General features: G+C 64.9%; 13 protein-coding genes and 1 pseudogene. 7 read left to right on the plus strand and 7 right to left on the minus strand.

The annotated features are described in order from the left end of the window. Window positions 1-27: 27 nt before the first annotated feature. On the minus strand, window positions 28-1,464 hold the full coding sequence (locus IVA92_RS09715; RefSeq protein WP_247280819.1) for an oligosaccharide flippase family protein: 1,437 nt from the start codon (window positions 1,462-1,464) through the stop codon (window positions 28-30). 262 nt (window positions 1,465-1,726) lie between these two features. Here IVA92_RS09715 and IVA92_RS09720 point away from each other — a divergent pair, with 262 nt between their 5' ends. Together IVA92_RS09720 and IVA92_RS09725 are read left to right on the plus strand one after the other, a co-directional pair. Then, complete coding sequence (locus tag IVA92_RS09720; protein ID WP_247280820.1) at window positions 1,727-2,815, plus strand: glycosyltransferase family 1 protein; 1,089 nt, start codon at window positions 1,727-1,729, stop codon at window positions 2,813-2,815. After that, window positions 2,812-3,879 carry an endo-1,4-beta-xylanase gene (locus tag IVA92_RS09725; protein WP_247280821.1) on the plus strand — a complete coding sequence of 356 codons (1,068 nt, stop codon included), beginning with the start codon at window positions 2,812-2,814 and terminating at the stop codon, window positions 3,877-3,879. Before IVA92_RS09720 ends, IVA92_RS09725 begins: the two co-directional genes overlap by 4 nt. Before the next feature lie 83 nt (window positions 3,880-3,962). Here IVA92_RS09725 and IVA92_RS09730 read toward each other — a convergent pair whose 3' ends face one another. Next, window positions 3,963-4,913: a DUF6492 family protein gene (locus IVA92_RS09730; RefSeq protein ID WP_247280822.1), complete on the minus strand. Its 951-nt coding sequence runs from the start codon at window positions 4,911-4,913 to the stop codon at window positions 3,963-3,965. A gap of 263 nt (window positions 4,914-5,176) precedes the next feature. Beyond that, window positions 5,177-8,641, minus strand: coding sequence for an AAA family ATPase (locus IVA92_RS09735; RefSeq protein WP_247280823.1), 3,465 nt, complete (start codon window positions 8,639-8,641; stop codon window positions 5,177-5,179). 208 nt (window positions 8,642-8,849) lie between these two features. Between IVA92_RS09735 and IVA92_RS09740 the strand changes: the two are divergent. Further along, a pseudogene (locus IVA92_RS09740) lies at window positions 8,850-8,966 on the plus strand (LLM class flavin-dependent oxidoreductase); the annotation flags it as partial. 30 nt (window positions 8,967-8,996) lie between these two features. Here the strand turns inward: IVA92_RS09740 and IVA92_RS09745 are convergent. Continuing rightward, window positions 8,997-10,022: a histone deacetylase family protein gene (locus IVA92_RS09745; protein WP_247280824.1), complete on the minus strand. Its 1,026-nt coding sequence runs from the start codon at window positions 10,020-10,022 to the stop codon at window positions 8,997-8,999. Between the two features lie 377 nt (window positions 10,023-10,399). On the opposite strand from IVA92_RS09745, the gene IVA92_RS09750 reads away from it, so the two are divergent. The 4 genes from IVA92_RS09750 to IVA92_RS09765 all read left to right on the plus strand — a co-directional run bounded on the left by IVA92_RS09750 (window position 10,400) and on the right by IVA92_RS09765 (window position 13,024). Continuing rightward, the gene (locus tag IVA92_RS09750; RefSeq protein ID WP_091884042.1) at window positions 10,400-10,633 is read left to right on the plus strand and encodes a hypothetical protein; all 234 of its coding nucleotides are present in this window, start codon (window positions 10,400-10,402) and stop codon (window positions 10,631-10,633) included. Between the two features lie 10 nt (window positions 10,634-10,643). After that, window positions 10,644-10,820, plus strand: a complete 177-nt coding sequence (locus tag IVA92_RS09755) for a hypothetical protein (RefSeq protein WP_247280825.1) — start codon at window positions 10,644-10,646, stop codon at window positions 10,818-10,820. A gap of 265 nt (window positions 10,821-11,085) precedes the next feature. Next, a complete protein-coding gene (locus IVA92_RS09760; protein WP_247534210.1) occupies window positions 11,086-12,636 on the plus strand; it encodes a gamma-glutamyltransferase in 1,551 nt (516 codons plus the stop codon). A 148-nt stretch (window positions 12,637-12,784) separates the two neighbouring features. Then, window positions 12,785-13,024 (plus strand): hypothetical protein, encoded by a 240-nt coding sequence (locus IVA92_RS09765; protein WP_247280827.1) that lies wholly within the window; start codon window positions 12,785-12,787, stop codon window positions 13,022-13,024. A 57-nt stretch (window positions 13,025-13,081) separates the two neighbouring features. Here the strand turns inward: IVA92_RS09765 and IVA92_RS09770 are convergent, their stop codons facing one another. From IVA92_RS09770 to IVA92_RS09780, 3 genes are read right to left on the minus strand one after another with little or no spacing between them, the layout of a single operon-like run. Beyond that, window positions 13,082-14,368 (minus strand): FAD-binding oxidoreductase, encoded by a 1,287-nt coding sequence (locus tag IVA92_RS09770; protein ID WP_247280828.1) that lies wholly within the window; start codon window positions 14,366-14,368, stop codon window positions 13,082-13,084. 12 nt (window positions 14,369-14,380) lie between these two features. Then, the gene (locus tag IVA92_RS09775) at window positions 14,381-15,112 is read right to left on the minus strand and encodes an amino acid ABC transporter ATP-binding protein (RefSeq protein ID WP_247280829.1); all 732 of its coding nucleotides are present in this window, start codon (window positions 15,110-15,112) and stop codon (window positions 14,381-14,383) included. Further along, window positions 15,109-15,762 carry an amino acid ABC transporter permease gene (locus IVA92_RS09780; protein WP_247280830.1) on the minus strand — a complete coding sequence of 218 codons (654 nt, stop codon included), beginning with the start codon at window positions 15,760-15,762 and terminating at the stop codon, window positions 15,109-15,111. The genes IVA92_RS09775 and IVA92_RS09780 overlap by 4 nt, the downstream gene beginning before the upstream one ends. Window positions 15,763-15,778: the final 16 nt, after the last annotated feature.

Genomic DNA, 15,778 nt, shown 5'->3' on the forward strand with positions numbered 1-15,778 from the left:
CGGGAGCGGTCAGGCTCGCCTTGGTCGCTAAACGCCCAGCGCCTTCCGGTTGAACGTTCGCAGGAGGCGCAGCGACAGCGTTCGCACGTTCGCGACGTTCATCAGCCACGCCGCGGCGGCGTAAGCGAAGCCACCGGCGAGGCTCACGACGATGAGCGACCCGAGACCAGTGCCGCCCGCTTGCGATCGCGCGATCAGGATCGCGGCCGCCATCGCCGCAGCGGAAGCTGCAACAGCGGCGAGGCGATTGAGGTCGAACGGGACCGGGTGGGCGCGATGCATCAAGAGGACAGCCACGAGGAAGCCGATCGCTTCGGTCGCGAAGGTCGCCAGCGCCGCACCGTAAAGGCCATAGCCGGCGACCAGCGCGAACATCAGGACCACACTGACGACCAGCGTGAGGAAGGACTGTGCCGCCAGCATGAAGGGGCGTTCGGCGAGTTGGAAGCTGATCTGGACATAGAACTGATTGGCGATCCCGAATAAGCGGGCGAGCACCAGGGTCGGCAGCAGCGCGGACACGCCCGCGCGGAAGTCGACGCCGACCAGCGTGCCGGCGACCTGGTCCGCCGCCAGCGCAAGCCAGACCGCGACGGGCGCAACGACGACGAGCAGCAGTTCGAGGCTTTCGGTCAGCCGCTCCCGCGTCGTGTCATTGTTTTTCTCCGACAACGACCGGAACACCAGCGGCACCGTCGCCGCGGCAACGCTGGAGGCGATCATGACCATGAACTGGCGCGGCAGGTCCGCAGCGACGCCAAAAATGCCGGCGGCATCCTTGCCGAGCAGATAGGCGACGATGAGCCGGTCGCAGGCCGAGTAGACCGCAACGGAAAGCCCGGCCAGCGTCAACGGAAGACCGTAGCGCGCCAGCTGCATGAACTGGCGGCGCTGGAAGCGTGCGATCTTGGTGCGGTCACCGACCAGATTCAGGATGATGCCGGCGAGCGAGCCGAGGCCGAATGCCGCGAGCAGCCCCAATCCACCCCAGCCGAGCCAGATCCCGGCGAGCCCAAAGCCGACGCTCGACACGCTGCGCACGATCGAGATCGCCGCGAAGCGGTAGGGCCGCAGCTTGGCGCGCTCGAACTCCTGGCCGACATCGACCGCATTGGCCATGATCGCGACGAACATGCTGGCGAGCAGCAGCTCGACGCTGACGTCGCTTCGGAACAGGAAGACCAGCGGAGTGGTCGCGCAGAGAACCGCCGCCGTGAGCGCAAAGGCGACCATCGCGGTGCCGCGAAAATCCACCTCCGCCGACATCGCCTGATAGCGGGATACCGACAGCTTGATCCAGGCGAAAAAGATCGCGCCCAGGATTCCCGCAAGGCTGATGCCGACCACATAGACGCCGTACTCCGCCGGCGTCAGCAGCCGTGTGTAGGCCGTAACCGCGAAGAACCCCACCGCCGCAGGCAGGATGTAGGCGACGAGATAAATGGAGAAATGGCGATTCAGCATGCGGACTTTGGACCGGTAGCGGCCGTGAGGATTAACGAAGCGTTAAAACGCTTGGACTTTGGTGGAGCAATCGGACGGCGCGCTGGCGCCGGCAGGATAGCCGCATAAGTCTGCAAATCGGACCGCGAATGGAGCAATCGCGCGGTTATCGCGCGTTAGCGTTAAATTTGCCCTGTCCTTGAAGGGGCCGGCGCGATCACAGAAAAGAAACAATGATATCGCAACGTCGCCCCGAATCCTCCGATGTGCTGATGTGACTGACATGGACGTTGCCGAACAAGCACGGGCGAAGCCGGCCTCTCGGCCGCATCGCGGCACCGACGCGCCGCTTGCGCCGGCAACCTCCGGCAATGCTGGCGGCGACAGGATGGTCCTCAACCTCTTCTTCGAAGAACGGGACGACCGCTGGTTTCCCGGTGACCGCCATCTCCGGCCGCTGCTGCGGCGCTTGCTGGTTGGCAAGTCCTATATCAGCGGCCAGCGGCGCGTGCTCCTCAATCTGTGCGCGGGCCTCGATCGGCTCGGCATCCGCTACCGCGTCAACGACTATCGCTACATCCAGAAGCACCCCGAGGAACTGGCCTGCATCATCGGCCGGCCGTTCGTGCTCGACTGGTTCAAGTGGAAAAACCCGCTACTGCTCGGCGTCGCCATGTACGACCACCCGATCGATGCGCCGGAGACTCTGAAGGATCTCGACGTGAAGCGCGTGCTGGTGCCATGCGCCTGGTACGCGGACATGTTCCGTCCGCACTGGCCCCATGTCGGCGCCTGGCCCGTCGGCATCGAGACCGATTTGTGGACACCAGCGCCAACCGAGCAGAAGAGCGTCGACGTGCTGCTCTACGACAAGATCCGCTGGGATTATGGGCGCTACGAGGCGGAGCTGATCGAGCCGATCCGCAGGCATCTCGAAGCAAGCGGCCGCACTGTCGAAGTGATCCGCTACGGCCATTACAAGGAACACGACTACAAGGCGGCGCTGGCGCGCTGCCGCAGCATGGTCTTCCTGTGCGAGCACGAGAGCCAGGGCATCGCCTGCCAGCAGGCGCTGTCGAGCGGCGTGCCCGTCTTTGCCTGGGATCGCGGCGGGCCGTGGCAGGATCCGAAGTATTTTCCGCACAAGGTGAGGTACGAGGGCGGCGTGTCCTCGGTCCCTTATTTCGACGCGCGCTGCGGCATGACCTTCACGGATGCGGATGGTTTCACATCCGGCTGGGCCGGCTTCTGGTCGCACGTCGCGGCGGGAGACTTCGCACCGCGCGACTATGTGTTGGACAATCTGACGCTCGAGAAAGGCGCGCTTCACTATTACGAGATCGCCGAAGCGGCGATGCAGCCTCACGCGTGACCAGGCTCGACCGACGCGAATTCTTGCTCGGCGGCGCCGCAACGCTCGCGGCGGCCGCATCGGCGTCCGCAGTGCCGGCGTCGAAACGTGCCCAGCGCCGTCGGGGCTTTGGCGCTGCGGCCACGCTCTGGGACCTGCAAGCTGATCCGCGGCTTGGCGACGCCATCAGCACCTATTGCACGCAGGTGGTGCCGGTGCTCGAGCTGAAATGGCCGATGCTGCGGCCGGATGCGCACACATTTGCTTTCGAGCGTGCCGACGCGATCCTGGATTTTGCGCAGGCGAACGATTTGACGATGCGCGGTCACGCGCTTGCCTGGTATCACGACATTCCCGACTGGACCAAGCAGATCAAGGACGGCAAGGGCGTCGAGCGCGCCTTCGTCGATCACATCGGCACCGTCGTGTCCTACTACAAGAACAAGCTGACGTCGTGGGACGTCGTCAACGAGCCGATCCCGGACAATCCGAAGAAGGTCACCGACCGGCGCGACACGTTCTGGACGCAGCATCTTGGTCACGGCTGGATTCCGCTGGCCTTCCGCACCGCCGCCGCGGCCGATCCCTTCGTCAAGCTCGCGATCAACGAATATGACATCGAATCGGCCAAGGACTCCTTCATCGCCAAGCGCGCGGCCTACCGCAACCTGATCATGGACCTGCTCGACCAGGGCGTTCCGCTTCACGCCGTCGGACTGCAATCGCATCTGCATGCCGAGCTCGAAATCGACACACACGGGCTCGCCGAGTTCGTCACCGAGCTGCGTTCCTGGGGGCTCGAGGTGCTCGTCACCGAGCTCGATGTCGACGATCAGAAGCTGGCGGGGAGCCCGGCGGAGCGCGACGCCATCGTCGCCAAGCGCGTCGACGATCTGCTGACGGCCATCTCAAGCAGCGGACCGGTGCGCTCGATCCTGACCTGGGGCATCTCGGATCGCTACAGCTGGATCAACGGCACCTTCGCCCGCAAGGACAAGCAGCCGAACCGTCCTCTGCCGCTCGACGGCGAGTTCAAGCCGAAGCCGTTCATGGACGTCATCAGCAAGTTCACGAAGGATGCTTGAGCGCGCTATCGTTTGAGCATGATCTTTGCGGAAAACCGCTGCACATTTTGCGCGAACGCCGCCCTTCGGGGTCGGATCATGTTCTAGCGCGTTTTCGGCACCTCGAATGCTGCAACCTCGCCCATAAGGTCGGGCGACAGGCTCGGCGCGCGCTGGTCGCGCGAATTCAACCGGAATACCTCGCGGATGTCGACGATCGAGGTCGACGAATAGGACTGGATGCAGAGCGCGACCTGTTCTGGCGAGGCCGCGCGCATCATCGCTTCGATGGCCGGACGGTCGAGACGCGTGTCGTCCCAGTGCGAGACCGCGATACTGTCTTCCGTGACCTGATGCGCAGCCAGGTGCGCGGGCGAGCTCGCGACGAAATGACCATAGAGCAGGTATTCGGAAAACTTCTTCTTGCGGCACAGCGCCAGGACCCAGTTCAGCCCTGTCGCAGCCTTGATGGCGCCGGTCATCGCCTGCGCGGTGTCCTTGTCCCAGACCAGCGCGTTGCCGACATAATCGTCTGCCGGAAACGAGCGCTTCTCGATACCCAGAAGCTGATCGACGGTACGGAGCCACAGGCCATGCAACGGGTGGTCGGCGCCGATCGCCTTTGGAGTAACGAAGAGCGGCGTCTTTTCGCCGCCGGCGTACTGGCCAACGTCGAACTCGCGGAAGAAGAGATTGTCCGAATCCAGGATGCAGACGCGCTGCTCCGGCGCGTTGAGAACGCCGGCGATCTTCAGGATCTGCTGGATGTGCCAGCCGTGCACCGGTGACGAGAGCAGCGAGAGCCAGACGCGCCGGCTGCTGATGAACTGGAGGGCCGGCGGGAGCGCGAGGAGCCATTTCGGCAAGTAACGCGAGGCCGGGACGATGACGCGCTTGTCGGAGGCAAACCGCTCGAACAGCGGCACGTCCTCATCGTTAACGAGAACATAATGCCGCGTGTATCCCGAGAGCCAGGTGTCGATGCTCTCGCTGAGCAGCGAAAAGCGCTCGATATCCTTGGCGTAGCTGGCGGTCAGCAGGGCAACGGAATGCATGGGCGCGCTCAAATGGGCCATCGGGCCGCAGTCATAGCCGCACTGGGAGACGCTGGAAACTCACAAACGGAATCAAGGTAAAATGAAACGAAGCATTCGCCATCCGCCTGGAACCCCGTTCAATGCCCCCGAAAGCGCAGCGGGTGCCAGTGCGGAAGCGCGCCCTGGCCCACCCCAACATTGCGATAGGCGCGAAGGTAACCCGCAGCGCGCTCGGCAAGCCGCTCCAATAGCGCGCACGCTCTGCGGCAAGATCGCTCAAGTCAGGGGGCGACCTGTTCACGAACGGGCGCGTCCGCACCGAGCTCGTTGATCAGCTGCATCGCCTGCTTCAGGTCCGGCGTGTAGATGCCCTCGCTGAACCTGCCGACGATGGGCACGAGCAGGAGACTTGCGTGCTCGCGCCTGCCGGCCTCGTGCCACAGCCGCGCCAGGCTGACGGCGGTGCGAAGCTCCCAGGACAATGCGCCCTGCTTACGCGCGGTTTCCAGCGACAGGCCGAACATATCCTCGGCCTCCCGCACCGATGCCGGGTCGCCGTCCGACAGCGTGATCTCGCCTTGCAGGCGATAGACTTCGGCGAGATAGGAGTGATCGCCGGTCCGTCTTGCGGTCGCGAGCGCGCCGTCCAGTGCCCGCAAGGCGGCGTCGCGCATCCCGACCTTGGCATAGGACTCCGCGAGCAGGCAGCGAAACCAACAGCCGGCGAGCCAGGAATCCATCGCCTCATACTCGTCGAGGCCGACGCGCATCTGGCTCAGGCCTTCGTCGGCTTCGCCGAGCTGAGCCAGCGCCCAGCCGCGCAGGATCGCCGCCTGCTGCTTCCAGTGCAGGAAATTGTGCTCGGTGGCGATGATCATCGCGCGATTGGCGTGGTCACGCGTGCCCTCGACATCGCGCAAATGCTGGCGGAGATAGGCGCCGAACACGAGAGCGAAGGCGAGCGTGAAGGGATGGCGGATCTTCTCGGCGTTCGCGATCGCCTGCTCGCTGTGCTGGCGCGCCGCGTCCGGACGGCCGAGGAACCACAGGAGATACCCGAGATAGGACAGCGAGACGACGCCGGGATCGATGCCGTGGCGCTCCATCAGACCGGAATGCAGATCGGGGCTGTAGAGGCTGATGCAGCGATGCAGATGATGCTGCGCGGCGGCAAAGCGGCCGCGATAGAGCATGGTCATCGCGATCGAGCGGTGCGCCTCGATCAGATAACCGGTCTGCTGCGCCGGCTGCGCCCGCTGGTGCAGCCGCTCGCGCTTGGCGAATCTCAACAGCTCGACGCTGAGATCGTGCGCGCGCGTGAGATCGGCGCGGATGAAATGGCACACCCAGAGCCCGCGCGTAGCGGCGAAGGCCTTTTCGTCGTCGCCGAGCTGCTGGCCGAGCTCGAGCGCGCGGATGTAGTTCTGCTCGACCTCCTGCACGGCATAGCCTTTGGCGGCGATCAGGGCGGTGCCGAGTGCGATCCGCAGCTCGAGCTCCATCTCGTCGGCGCCCTGCACGCGCGCATTGGCCTGCACGACGCTCAAGCCGCGGCGCAGATGACCGATCGCTTCCAGATTGGCGCCGCTCTTGGCCGCCTGCTTGCCGGCCTTGAGCCAAAAGCTGGCGGCACCTTCGCTCTGGCCGGATTCGGTCAGGTGATAAGCGAGCAGCTCCGGTTCGCGCTCGGTCTTCTCCGGATACATCTCGGCGAGCACCTGGGCGATCCGGGAGTGCAGCTTGCGGCGCTCGCTGTGCAAGAGGCTCGCATGCGCGGCGTTCTGGATCATCACGTGCTTGAAGGAGTAGAGCGCGTCCGGCGGATGGCCGCGGCGCATGATCAGGCCCGCCTGCTCCAGGTGATTGAGCGCGGCTTCGATCTGCTCGGCTGGCGTGTTGGCGACTGCGTGCAGCGTCTCATAGGAAAACTCGCGCCCGATCGTGGCGCCGATCTGGGCGACCCGCTTGAACGGTCCCATGCGGTCCAGTCGCGCCATCAGCGAGTCCGTCAGGGTCGCCGGGATCGCGAGCTGCCGCCACGGGCCCGACAGCACGTAGCGCCCGTGCCGCTCGGTCAGGAGGTTGGATTCCAGAACCGTCTTGGTCAGCTCTTCCAGGAACAGCGGCACGCCGTCGGTCTTGACGATGATCTCCTCGACGACCTCCTTGGGCAGCTCCCTGCCGGCAACGCGCTCGACCAGCGTCGTGCGCAGCGGCCGGCTCAGGCGGTTCAGCACCAGGGTCGTGATGTGCGAATGCGCGTTCCAACTCGGCTGGAATTCGGATCGCGCGGTGATGATGACCAGGATCGGCCGGTTCTGCACCCGGTCGACCAGCAGGTCGATCACCTCGCGTGAGGTCGGGTCGATCCAATGCAAATCCTCGAACGCGATCACCAACGGCATCTCGCGCGCAAGGCCCAGGAAGTGATTGACCAGCGCCGTGACGGTGGCATCCTTCTGCTGCTGCGGCGAAAGGTCGAGCCGCGGATAGCGGTCGCCGGTGGGTATCGACAGCAGCGCGGCAAACAGCGGCGCGACCTGCTCGATGTCGCCATGCGCCGTGGCGATCGCGGTCTCCAGGCTCGCCAGCGACAGCGCGGACGCATCCTCCCGATCGAGGCCGAGGGAGAATTTGAGCTGCTCGACGAACGGATGGAACGCCGTGGAGGTGTAGTAAGGCGAGCACTGGAGCGAGACCTGTCCATGGCGATCGCCGGATATCCGCTCGAAGATTTCCTGGATGATGCGCGACTTGCCGATACCGGGCTCGCCGAACTTGACGACGACCTGGCCGTCGCCGTCATTGGCCTGCTGCCAGCGTCCCATGAGCAGCGCGATCTCCTCCTCGCGGTTGACGAGCGGCGTCAGCCGCGTGCCCATGGCGGCGGCGAAGCGGGTCTCCATCCGCGAGGCGCGCACCACGTGCCAGGCCTGCGCTTTCTCGGAGATGCCCTTCAAGTCATGGACGCCGAGATTGCGGTAGTCGAACTTCCCCTTCAGCAGCGCTTGGGTCGATGCGGAGATCACGACTCCGTTGGGCGGCGCCAGGCCTTGCAGCCGCGCGGCGAGATTGACGGTTTCTCCGACCGCAGAATCGCGCTCTTCGGTGCCCTGCCCGACGAGATCGCCGACCACGACGAGGCCGGTCGCGATCCCGATGCGGACGGCGGGCGAGTGGCTGAGCGCACCGCGCGGCTCGATCGCGTGCGCGCTCGACAGCACCCGCACGATCTCGAGCCCGGCGCGCACCGCGCGCTCGGCATCGTCCTCATGAGCGGTCGGATAGCCGAAATAGATCAGGATACCGTCGCCGACGAAACGGGCGGCAAAGCCCTCGTAATGCTTGACCACGCGGACGCAGGTTTCGCGGAAGCTCGCAATCATGTCGCGCACGTCTTCCGGATCGAACTGAACCGATAGCGAGGTGGAATCCACCATGTCGCAGAACATGGTGGTGAGCTGACGCCGTTCCGCGCCGACCTCCGAGCGCGTTTGCGGCGGCGCCACTGCCGCCGACGGCTCCGCCGTTTCGGCCTGGAACAGCGCCGACATGGCTCGCTGAAGCCGCTTGCGATCACCGAGCGGCAATCCGAGCTCGACCAGATCGGATTCGGTCAGGTCCGCCACGACGTCGAGATCGAGACGGTGCTGCGCAAAGAGATCGGTGTAGTGGCCGAGACCGATGCCCTCGAGCCAGCGCTTCAGCCCGCCCTCCGTTCCCGTGCCCGGCTCGTTCTCCAGCATGGTGATTTCTGCCCGACCTATCGTTACGTCGAAGGGGCTATGGGGTCCCCTCAATCACAGATTTGGGGCCCGACTTCACCTCAGACTGGACGCGTTCCCTAATCCTTGGGAAGAATAGCTCAATCAGATCAGAAGGGAATGGCGTTGTCGGATGTTATCCCGATCTGACCGCGGACGAACTGCAGCGCTATTGAAGCTGCGGCGCTCTCTCGTCGGCAGCTATGAGGAGCTCGGCGCAAGATCGAAGGATTGTACGGCGACGGGATTGACCACGATCATGCTCGACATGGTCGCGGACGAAGCCGAGATGCAGCACGTCTGCTAGGTGCTCGCGGCGAGCGAGATGCTTTCAAGCTCACCGCGCCTCTTCGAATCCTGCCAGCACTGAGGTGAGGTTCGCGCCCAAAATATCCGAGAGATAGCCACCCTCCTGCACGAACACGGTCGGCAGGCCCATCTTCGCGATGGCCTGGCCGATGCGGCGGAAGCCTGGTGTGGTGACGGCCAATCCCTTCAGCGGGTCGTGTTCGGAGGCATCGAGACCAAGCGCGACGACGAGCGCGCTCGGCGCAAACGATTCGATCGCCTTGCGCGCAACGTCCAGCGCCTGCATGTAGCCGTCATCGCCGGTGCCGATGGCGAGGGGAATGTTGAGGTTGGTGCCGAGACCCGGACCCTCGCCGTGCTCATGGGCATAGCCCCACACGAACGGATAATACGCAACCGGATCGGCATGGATCGAGATCGTGTAGACGTCAGGCCGCGCGTAGAAGATGCCCTGCGTGCCGTTGCCATGATGGACGTCGACGTCGAGGATGACGACACGCTCGTGCTTCTGCCGCAGATGCGCCGCCGCGATCGCACTGTTGTTGAGGAAGCAGAAACCGCCCGCCATGTCGCGATAGGCGTGATGGCCCGGTGGGCGGCAGAGCGCATAGGTCGCATCCTCGCCGTCCATCACCATCTGCGCCGCGGTGACCGCGACGTCGGTCGCGGCACAGGCGGCCGCCCACGTGCCCGGCCCGATTGGCGCCGCCGTGTCGGCGGTGTGCCAGCCGAGCTTGCCGACGATATGGGTGGGATAAGTCGCCGCGTGGCGCACCGGATGGATATTGCCGATCATCTCCGGGCCGGAATCGCCGAGCGCCGTCCAGGCCTCCCAGGCTTCGCTCAGGAACGACAGATATTCCGGACTGTGGATGCGCGCGCGGGGCCCTTGCCCGAATTTCGTCGGCTCGACCAGCTGATGCTTGCCGTCCCTCAATCCCTTGAGCAGGCGATCGACGCGCTCGGGCTGCTCGGTGGTGCGCTTGACGAGCCCGCGAACCAGGAAGAATTGCGGATCATGGCTGCGGTGCAGCTCAGTATGGACGGCTTTCACTCGAACACTCCGTGGGGCGCATGCTCTTTGATGTGCCGCAGAGTCTTGGTCCCCGCGGCGGCCAGATGCAAGCCTCCAGGCCGGGACGACGCTATGCTTCTTGTAATCGGCAATGAACATGGTGCCGTTCCGAAGCGGATGGCATTACCGACGCTGCCTTCGGAAGGACCCATGTCGCCCCTCGACTTTCGTCGGAGGTTGTTCCATGCCGCCCAAGCGCGGTCCAGCTGATCATCACCCGCCTGTGATTAAACCTGTAACGACCTTGCAGGCGACCAATCTCCGTAAATTCCCTTACCGGGTTCGACCCGAATGTTTCGCGAATGCCTCGGGTGGTATCAATTTGCCATCCCAATCGCTCCCTACAGGAGGCGTAGATGGTCCAGGTCTACTTTCACTGCTCCAATACCGAGGGCACCCTGATCGATCGCTACGGCGCCGCCGTCTCCAATCTCACCGAGGCCCGCGACCGCGCCGCCCAGATCATGCGATCGATGATTCTGACGCCGAGCAACGAGGACTGGCGCGACTGGGTGATCCACGTCAGCGATGACGACGGCGAGGAGATTTTCGATCTTCCCTTCACCGCCATGCTCGGCAAGCCGCATTGAGGTGATGCCGATGTTGCTCCCTTCACTGAGCCTCCTTCGCCAGCCCCTGAACTTCGTCGCCATGAAATGGCAGACCCTGATCCGGGTCGCCGGCGACCCGTACCGCCCCGAGCTTCACTACATGCGCGGGCCGGGCCCGAAATGGCGTGCCAAGTATCAGGCCAGCCGGTTGAACCGCTCGCTCTGAGCGGTCGCCGCGTCGTCCTTATTCGCTGTGTCTTTCATGGCCGGGCTCGTCCCGGCCATCGACGTTCTTGGGCCGCTTGCGGGAGACCTGGATGCCCGGGCCAAGCCCGGGCATGAGGGCTTGGTAGGCGGTCGCCACCCCGCACCATCCCGCGTCTGCCTCACACCAGCCATGTCGCTCCTCGCTTTGGATGTTCTCGTTGGCGGCAGTGTGCCATTGTCCGCGCGCCTAGCCAGCCAAGACAACCGAAGACAAAGACGACATCATGCCTCACCAGTTCAGCCGCGCCCAGCACATCCGCAAACCCGCAGTCAGAGCCAAGGGCGGCATCGTCGCCGCGCAATCGCGGCGGGCGGCCGAGGTCGGCGCAGAGGTGCTAGCGGCAGGCGGCGACTGTGTCGACGCCGTCGTCGCTACCACCTTCGCGCTGAACGTGCTGGAGCCCTGGATGAGCGGCATGGGCGGCGGCGGCGCGATGGTGCTCTACCGCGCCAAGGACAATCGCTACGAAGTGATCGACTACGGCATGTGCGCACCGCAGAGCCTGCGCGTCGCCGACTATCCGATTACGGGCGAAGGCGCGGCCTCCGACCTGTTCCCTGGCTCGATCGCGGTGCCCGGCGTCGTCGCCGGCATGGAGGAAGCGCATCGCCGCCACGCCAGGATGCCGTGGAAGGATCTGGTCGCGCCCGCTGCGACGATCGCCGGCGAAGGTCTGCTGGTCGACTGGTGGACGACGCTCATGATCGCGAGCTCCGCCGCTGAGCTCCGGCGCTATCCCGCCAGCGCGGACATCTTCCTGAGGGACGGCCTGCCGCCGAATGCGCCCTGGGGCATCAAGGCCGAGACGCGGCTGCCGCAGGACAAGCTGAAGGCGACGCTGGCCCATCTCGCAGCCGCTGGCCCCCGCGATTTTTACGAGGGTGACCTCGCAAGAAGCATTGCATCCGACATCAAGGCCGACGGCGGCTCGCTATCGACGGAGGATCTCGCCGCGTTCCGCAGCCACCTGCGCGAGCCGCTGGCGATCCCCTATCGCGGCGGCAAGGTGTTTGCGACGCCGGAGCTCACTGCCGGACCGACGATGGCGCATGCGCTACGCCTGTTGCAGCAGAATCTGAAGCCGGGCGGCACACCGGACGCGGCCGCCTACGCCGAATATGCGCTGGCGCTGCAATCGGCCTATCGCCAGCGGCTGGGCGACATGGGCGATGCCGATGGCAAGCGCTCGCTCGGCGCGGAATACCTGGCGCCGGCCTGCACCACCCACTTCTCCGTGGTCGACCGCCACGGCAACATGGCCGCGGTGACGCAGACGCTGCTGTCCACCTTCGGCTCGAAATATGTCACGCCGCACACCGGCATCCCCATGAACAACGGCATCATGTGGTTCGATCCGACACCTGGCACCACCAACTCGCTCGCACCTGGCAAGCGTTGTCTCACCAACTACACGCCCGTCATCGCCGAGACCCCGGATGGCAAGCGCCTCGCGGTCGGCGCCTCCGGCGGCCGCCGCATCCTGCCGGCGGTGATGCAACTCGTCTCCTTTGCGATGGATTTTGGTATGGACCTCGATGCCGCCATCCACCAGCCGCGCATCGACGCCAGCGAAGGCCCGGTCGTTATCGGTGATGCCCGCCTGCCGGCGGACGCGCGCAAGACGCTGGCGGCGCGATTCGACTATCAGGAGACCCAGGTGCAGGCGCTACCGATGAAGTTCGCCTGCCCGAGCGTGGTGATGCGCGAGGGCGAGACCAATTCGGGCGCGGTCGAGATTTTCCAACCGTGGGCCGAAGCGGTGGTGGAAGGCTGAGCGCACGGATGCAATGTGCTAACGCGGATCGAACTGGTGCGCGATTGCGCATCTGCGCGAGCGTCACGACTTCTCCACATTGGCAGGGAACTTACCTGCCCACCGTTCGTTCATTGAACGGACAAATGCGCTCGCCCCAGTGGAGGACATGATGAAGAAACTTGCGCTCGCCGCGTCGCTGATCGTTGCAGCCGGCCTCACATTTGCCGGCCCTGCCCTGGCCAAGGGCGGTCATGGACATGGTCATGGACACGGGCACGGTCATGGCCATGGTCACGCGATGGGCCATCATCACCATGGCACGCCGCCGGGATGGTACCACGGGCGCAAGGTCGGCTGGCGCGGCATGGGCTGCCCGCCCGGCCTGTGGAAACAGGGCCGCTGCTGAACATCGGATCGAGCAAGGCGCTGCCTCGGCGGCGCCTTCTCCAAATCCCTAACCGATCTATATGCCTAACCGATCTCTCATGCGGCCCGCGATGACGGCGCTCGTCACGCCGAGCGGCCAGAACGCGTGCATCGGGATCGGCTTGATGCCCGTGATGGGCATGTCGATCTCCACCTTTGGCCCGCCGATCAGCCTGCGCGCGAGCTGTGCGCCCATCGCGGTGGAGAGCGCAACGCCGCGGCCGTTGCAGCCGAGCGAGATCAGGATGTTCTCCGCGGGCTCATGCACATGCGGATAATGATCGCCGGTGATCGCGAGCCGGCTGTTCCAGCCATGCGTCCAGGCGACGCCCTTGAGCTGCGGCCATAGCCGCTCGGCGTAGCGCATGAGGTAGGCGACGTCGTTCGGCGACTTTATCCAACGCATCGGGCCGCGGCCGCCCATCAACAGGCGGTTCTGCTGATCGATGCGGTAATAGACCGTGATATAGCCGCTCTCGTAGAGCACGGGACGTGTCGGCATGATCGAGCGCGCGACAGCGTCCGAGAGCGGCGCAGTAGCGGCGATCGAGGAAAACACCGGCACGATGGTGCGTCGAAGTGCCGGCCAGAGATCGTCGGTGAAGCCGTTGGTGGCGAGCAGGACTTTTTCGGCATGCACGATCACGCGCGGCGTCGCGATGCGCCAGCGCGTGCCGTCGCGGCGCAGCGACAGCGCCGGCGTCTCACCAAAAACCCTCGCGCCGGCCGAGATCGCCGCGCGCGCGAGGCCGCGAGCATAGCTGAGAGGATGCAGATCGCCGCCACGCGTGTCCAGCATCGCCCCGATATAGCGATCGGTGCCGGTCATCACGCGCAACTGCTCGCGATTCAGGAATGACACCGGCATGCCGCGGCGGATGCATTGCTGCGCGGTGTTCTCGATCGCGGCGGCGCTGGCCTCGTTATAGGCGGCGCGCAGCGTGCCGTTCTGCCGCGCCTCGCAGGGAATCTGGTAACGGCGGATCAATTCGTGGGTGAAGTTCGTGGTGCCGTAGGAGAAGTCGATCATGCGGCGGCCGAGATCTGCGCCGAAATCGGCCTCGATCTGATCGGGATCGTGCTTCAATCCGGGATTGGTGTGGCCGCCATTGTTGCCGGACGCGCCCCAGCCGGGCTCCTGCGCCTCCAGCACCAATGCCTCGACACCCTGCTCGGCCAGATGCAACGCCGTGGACAGGCCGGTATAGCCGCCGCCGACGATCGCGACGGAGGCGGTGTTGTCGACATCGAGCGGCGGCGTGGCGACGGGCGCGATGGCGGTGTCGGCATAGACAGAGGGCGGCAGAGGCAGGCGCGCGTTCATGGCGAACACCGATCAGAGCGGATGCAGCACACGGCGCAAAAAATCCTGCGTGCGCGGATGCTGGGGTTGGTTGAGCAGCGCCTTGGCCGGCCCCTGCTCGACGATGACGCCGCCGTCGATGAACAGCACGCGGTCGGCGACGTCGCGGGCAAAGCCCATCTCGTGGGTGACGACGACCATGGTCATGCCGTCGTCGGCGAGCTTGCGCATCACGCCGAGGACGTCGCCGACCAGTTCAGGGTCGAGGGCCGAGGTCGGCTCGTCGAACAGGATCGCCTTGGGCTGCATCGCCAGCGCCCGCGCGATCGCGACGCGCTGCTGCTGGCCGCCCGAGAGTTGCGGCGGATGCGCATCGGCCTTCTCGGCGAGCCCGACCTGGGCGAGCAGCGCGCGGCCGCGTTCCAACGCTTGCGCACGCGGCTCCTTCTTCACATACAGCGGCCCCTCGATCACGTTCTCCAGCGCCGTGCGGTGTGGAAACAGGTTGAAGCGCTGAAACACCATCGAGACCCGGGTACGGATGTTCACGATCGACGGCGCGTCGCGGTCGACCTTCAATCCCTCGACGCTGATCTCGCCGCGGTCGTAGCTTTCGAGGCCGTTGATACAGCGCAAAATGGTCGACTTGCCGGAGCCTGATGGCCCGATGATGCAGACCACCTCGCCCTTCTGAACGGAGGCCGTGATGCCCTTGAGCACCTCGACTTTGCCAAAGCTCTTGTGGACGTCATTCAGTTCGATCATCGCTTGCCGGCCCGCTTCTCGAAGTGACGGACCAGCAGGATCAAGGGAATGCTCATGGTGAGATACATCAGCGCAACAAGGGTGAACACGCTGGTGTTCTTGAACGTCGACGAGGCGATCAGCTTGCCTTGCAGGGCAAGCTCGGCGACGGTGATGGTGGAGGCCTGCGAGGAATCCTTCAGCATCATGATCATGACGTTGCCGTAGGGAGGCAGCACGATGCGGACCGCCTGCGGCAGCACAACGCGGCGCATCGTCAGCCACCAGCCCATGCCGATCGACTGCGCCGCTTCGATCTGCCCCTTGTCAATCGCCTCGATGCCGGCGCGGAAATTCTCGGCCTGATAGGCCGAATAGGCGATGCCGAGCCCGAGGATTGCGGCCTGCAAGGCCGACAACGTGACGCCGAGATCCGGCATCACGAAGTAAAGATAGAACAACAGCACGATGATCGGGATGCCGCGGATCACATTGATCAGGCTGGCGCTGAGCATCGACAGCACCTTGATACCCGAGACCCGCATCATCGCCCAGACGAGGCCGAGCACCGTCGAGAGCAGCAGGGAGCCGACCGTGACGATGATCGTCAGCGCGACGCCGTTCAACAGGATCGGGAAGAACTCGACGGCGTCGCGCCAGAAGCCTTTCATCGGCCAGCCTTCATCG

It is taken from the genome of Bradyrhizobium sp. 154, from assembly GCF_023073875.1.
Classification (GTDB): Bacteria; Pseudomonadota; Alphaproteobacteria; order Rhizobiales; family Xanthobacteraceae; genus Bradyrhizobium.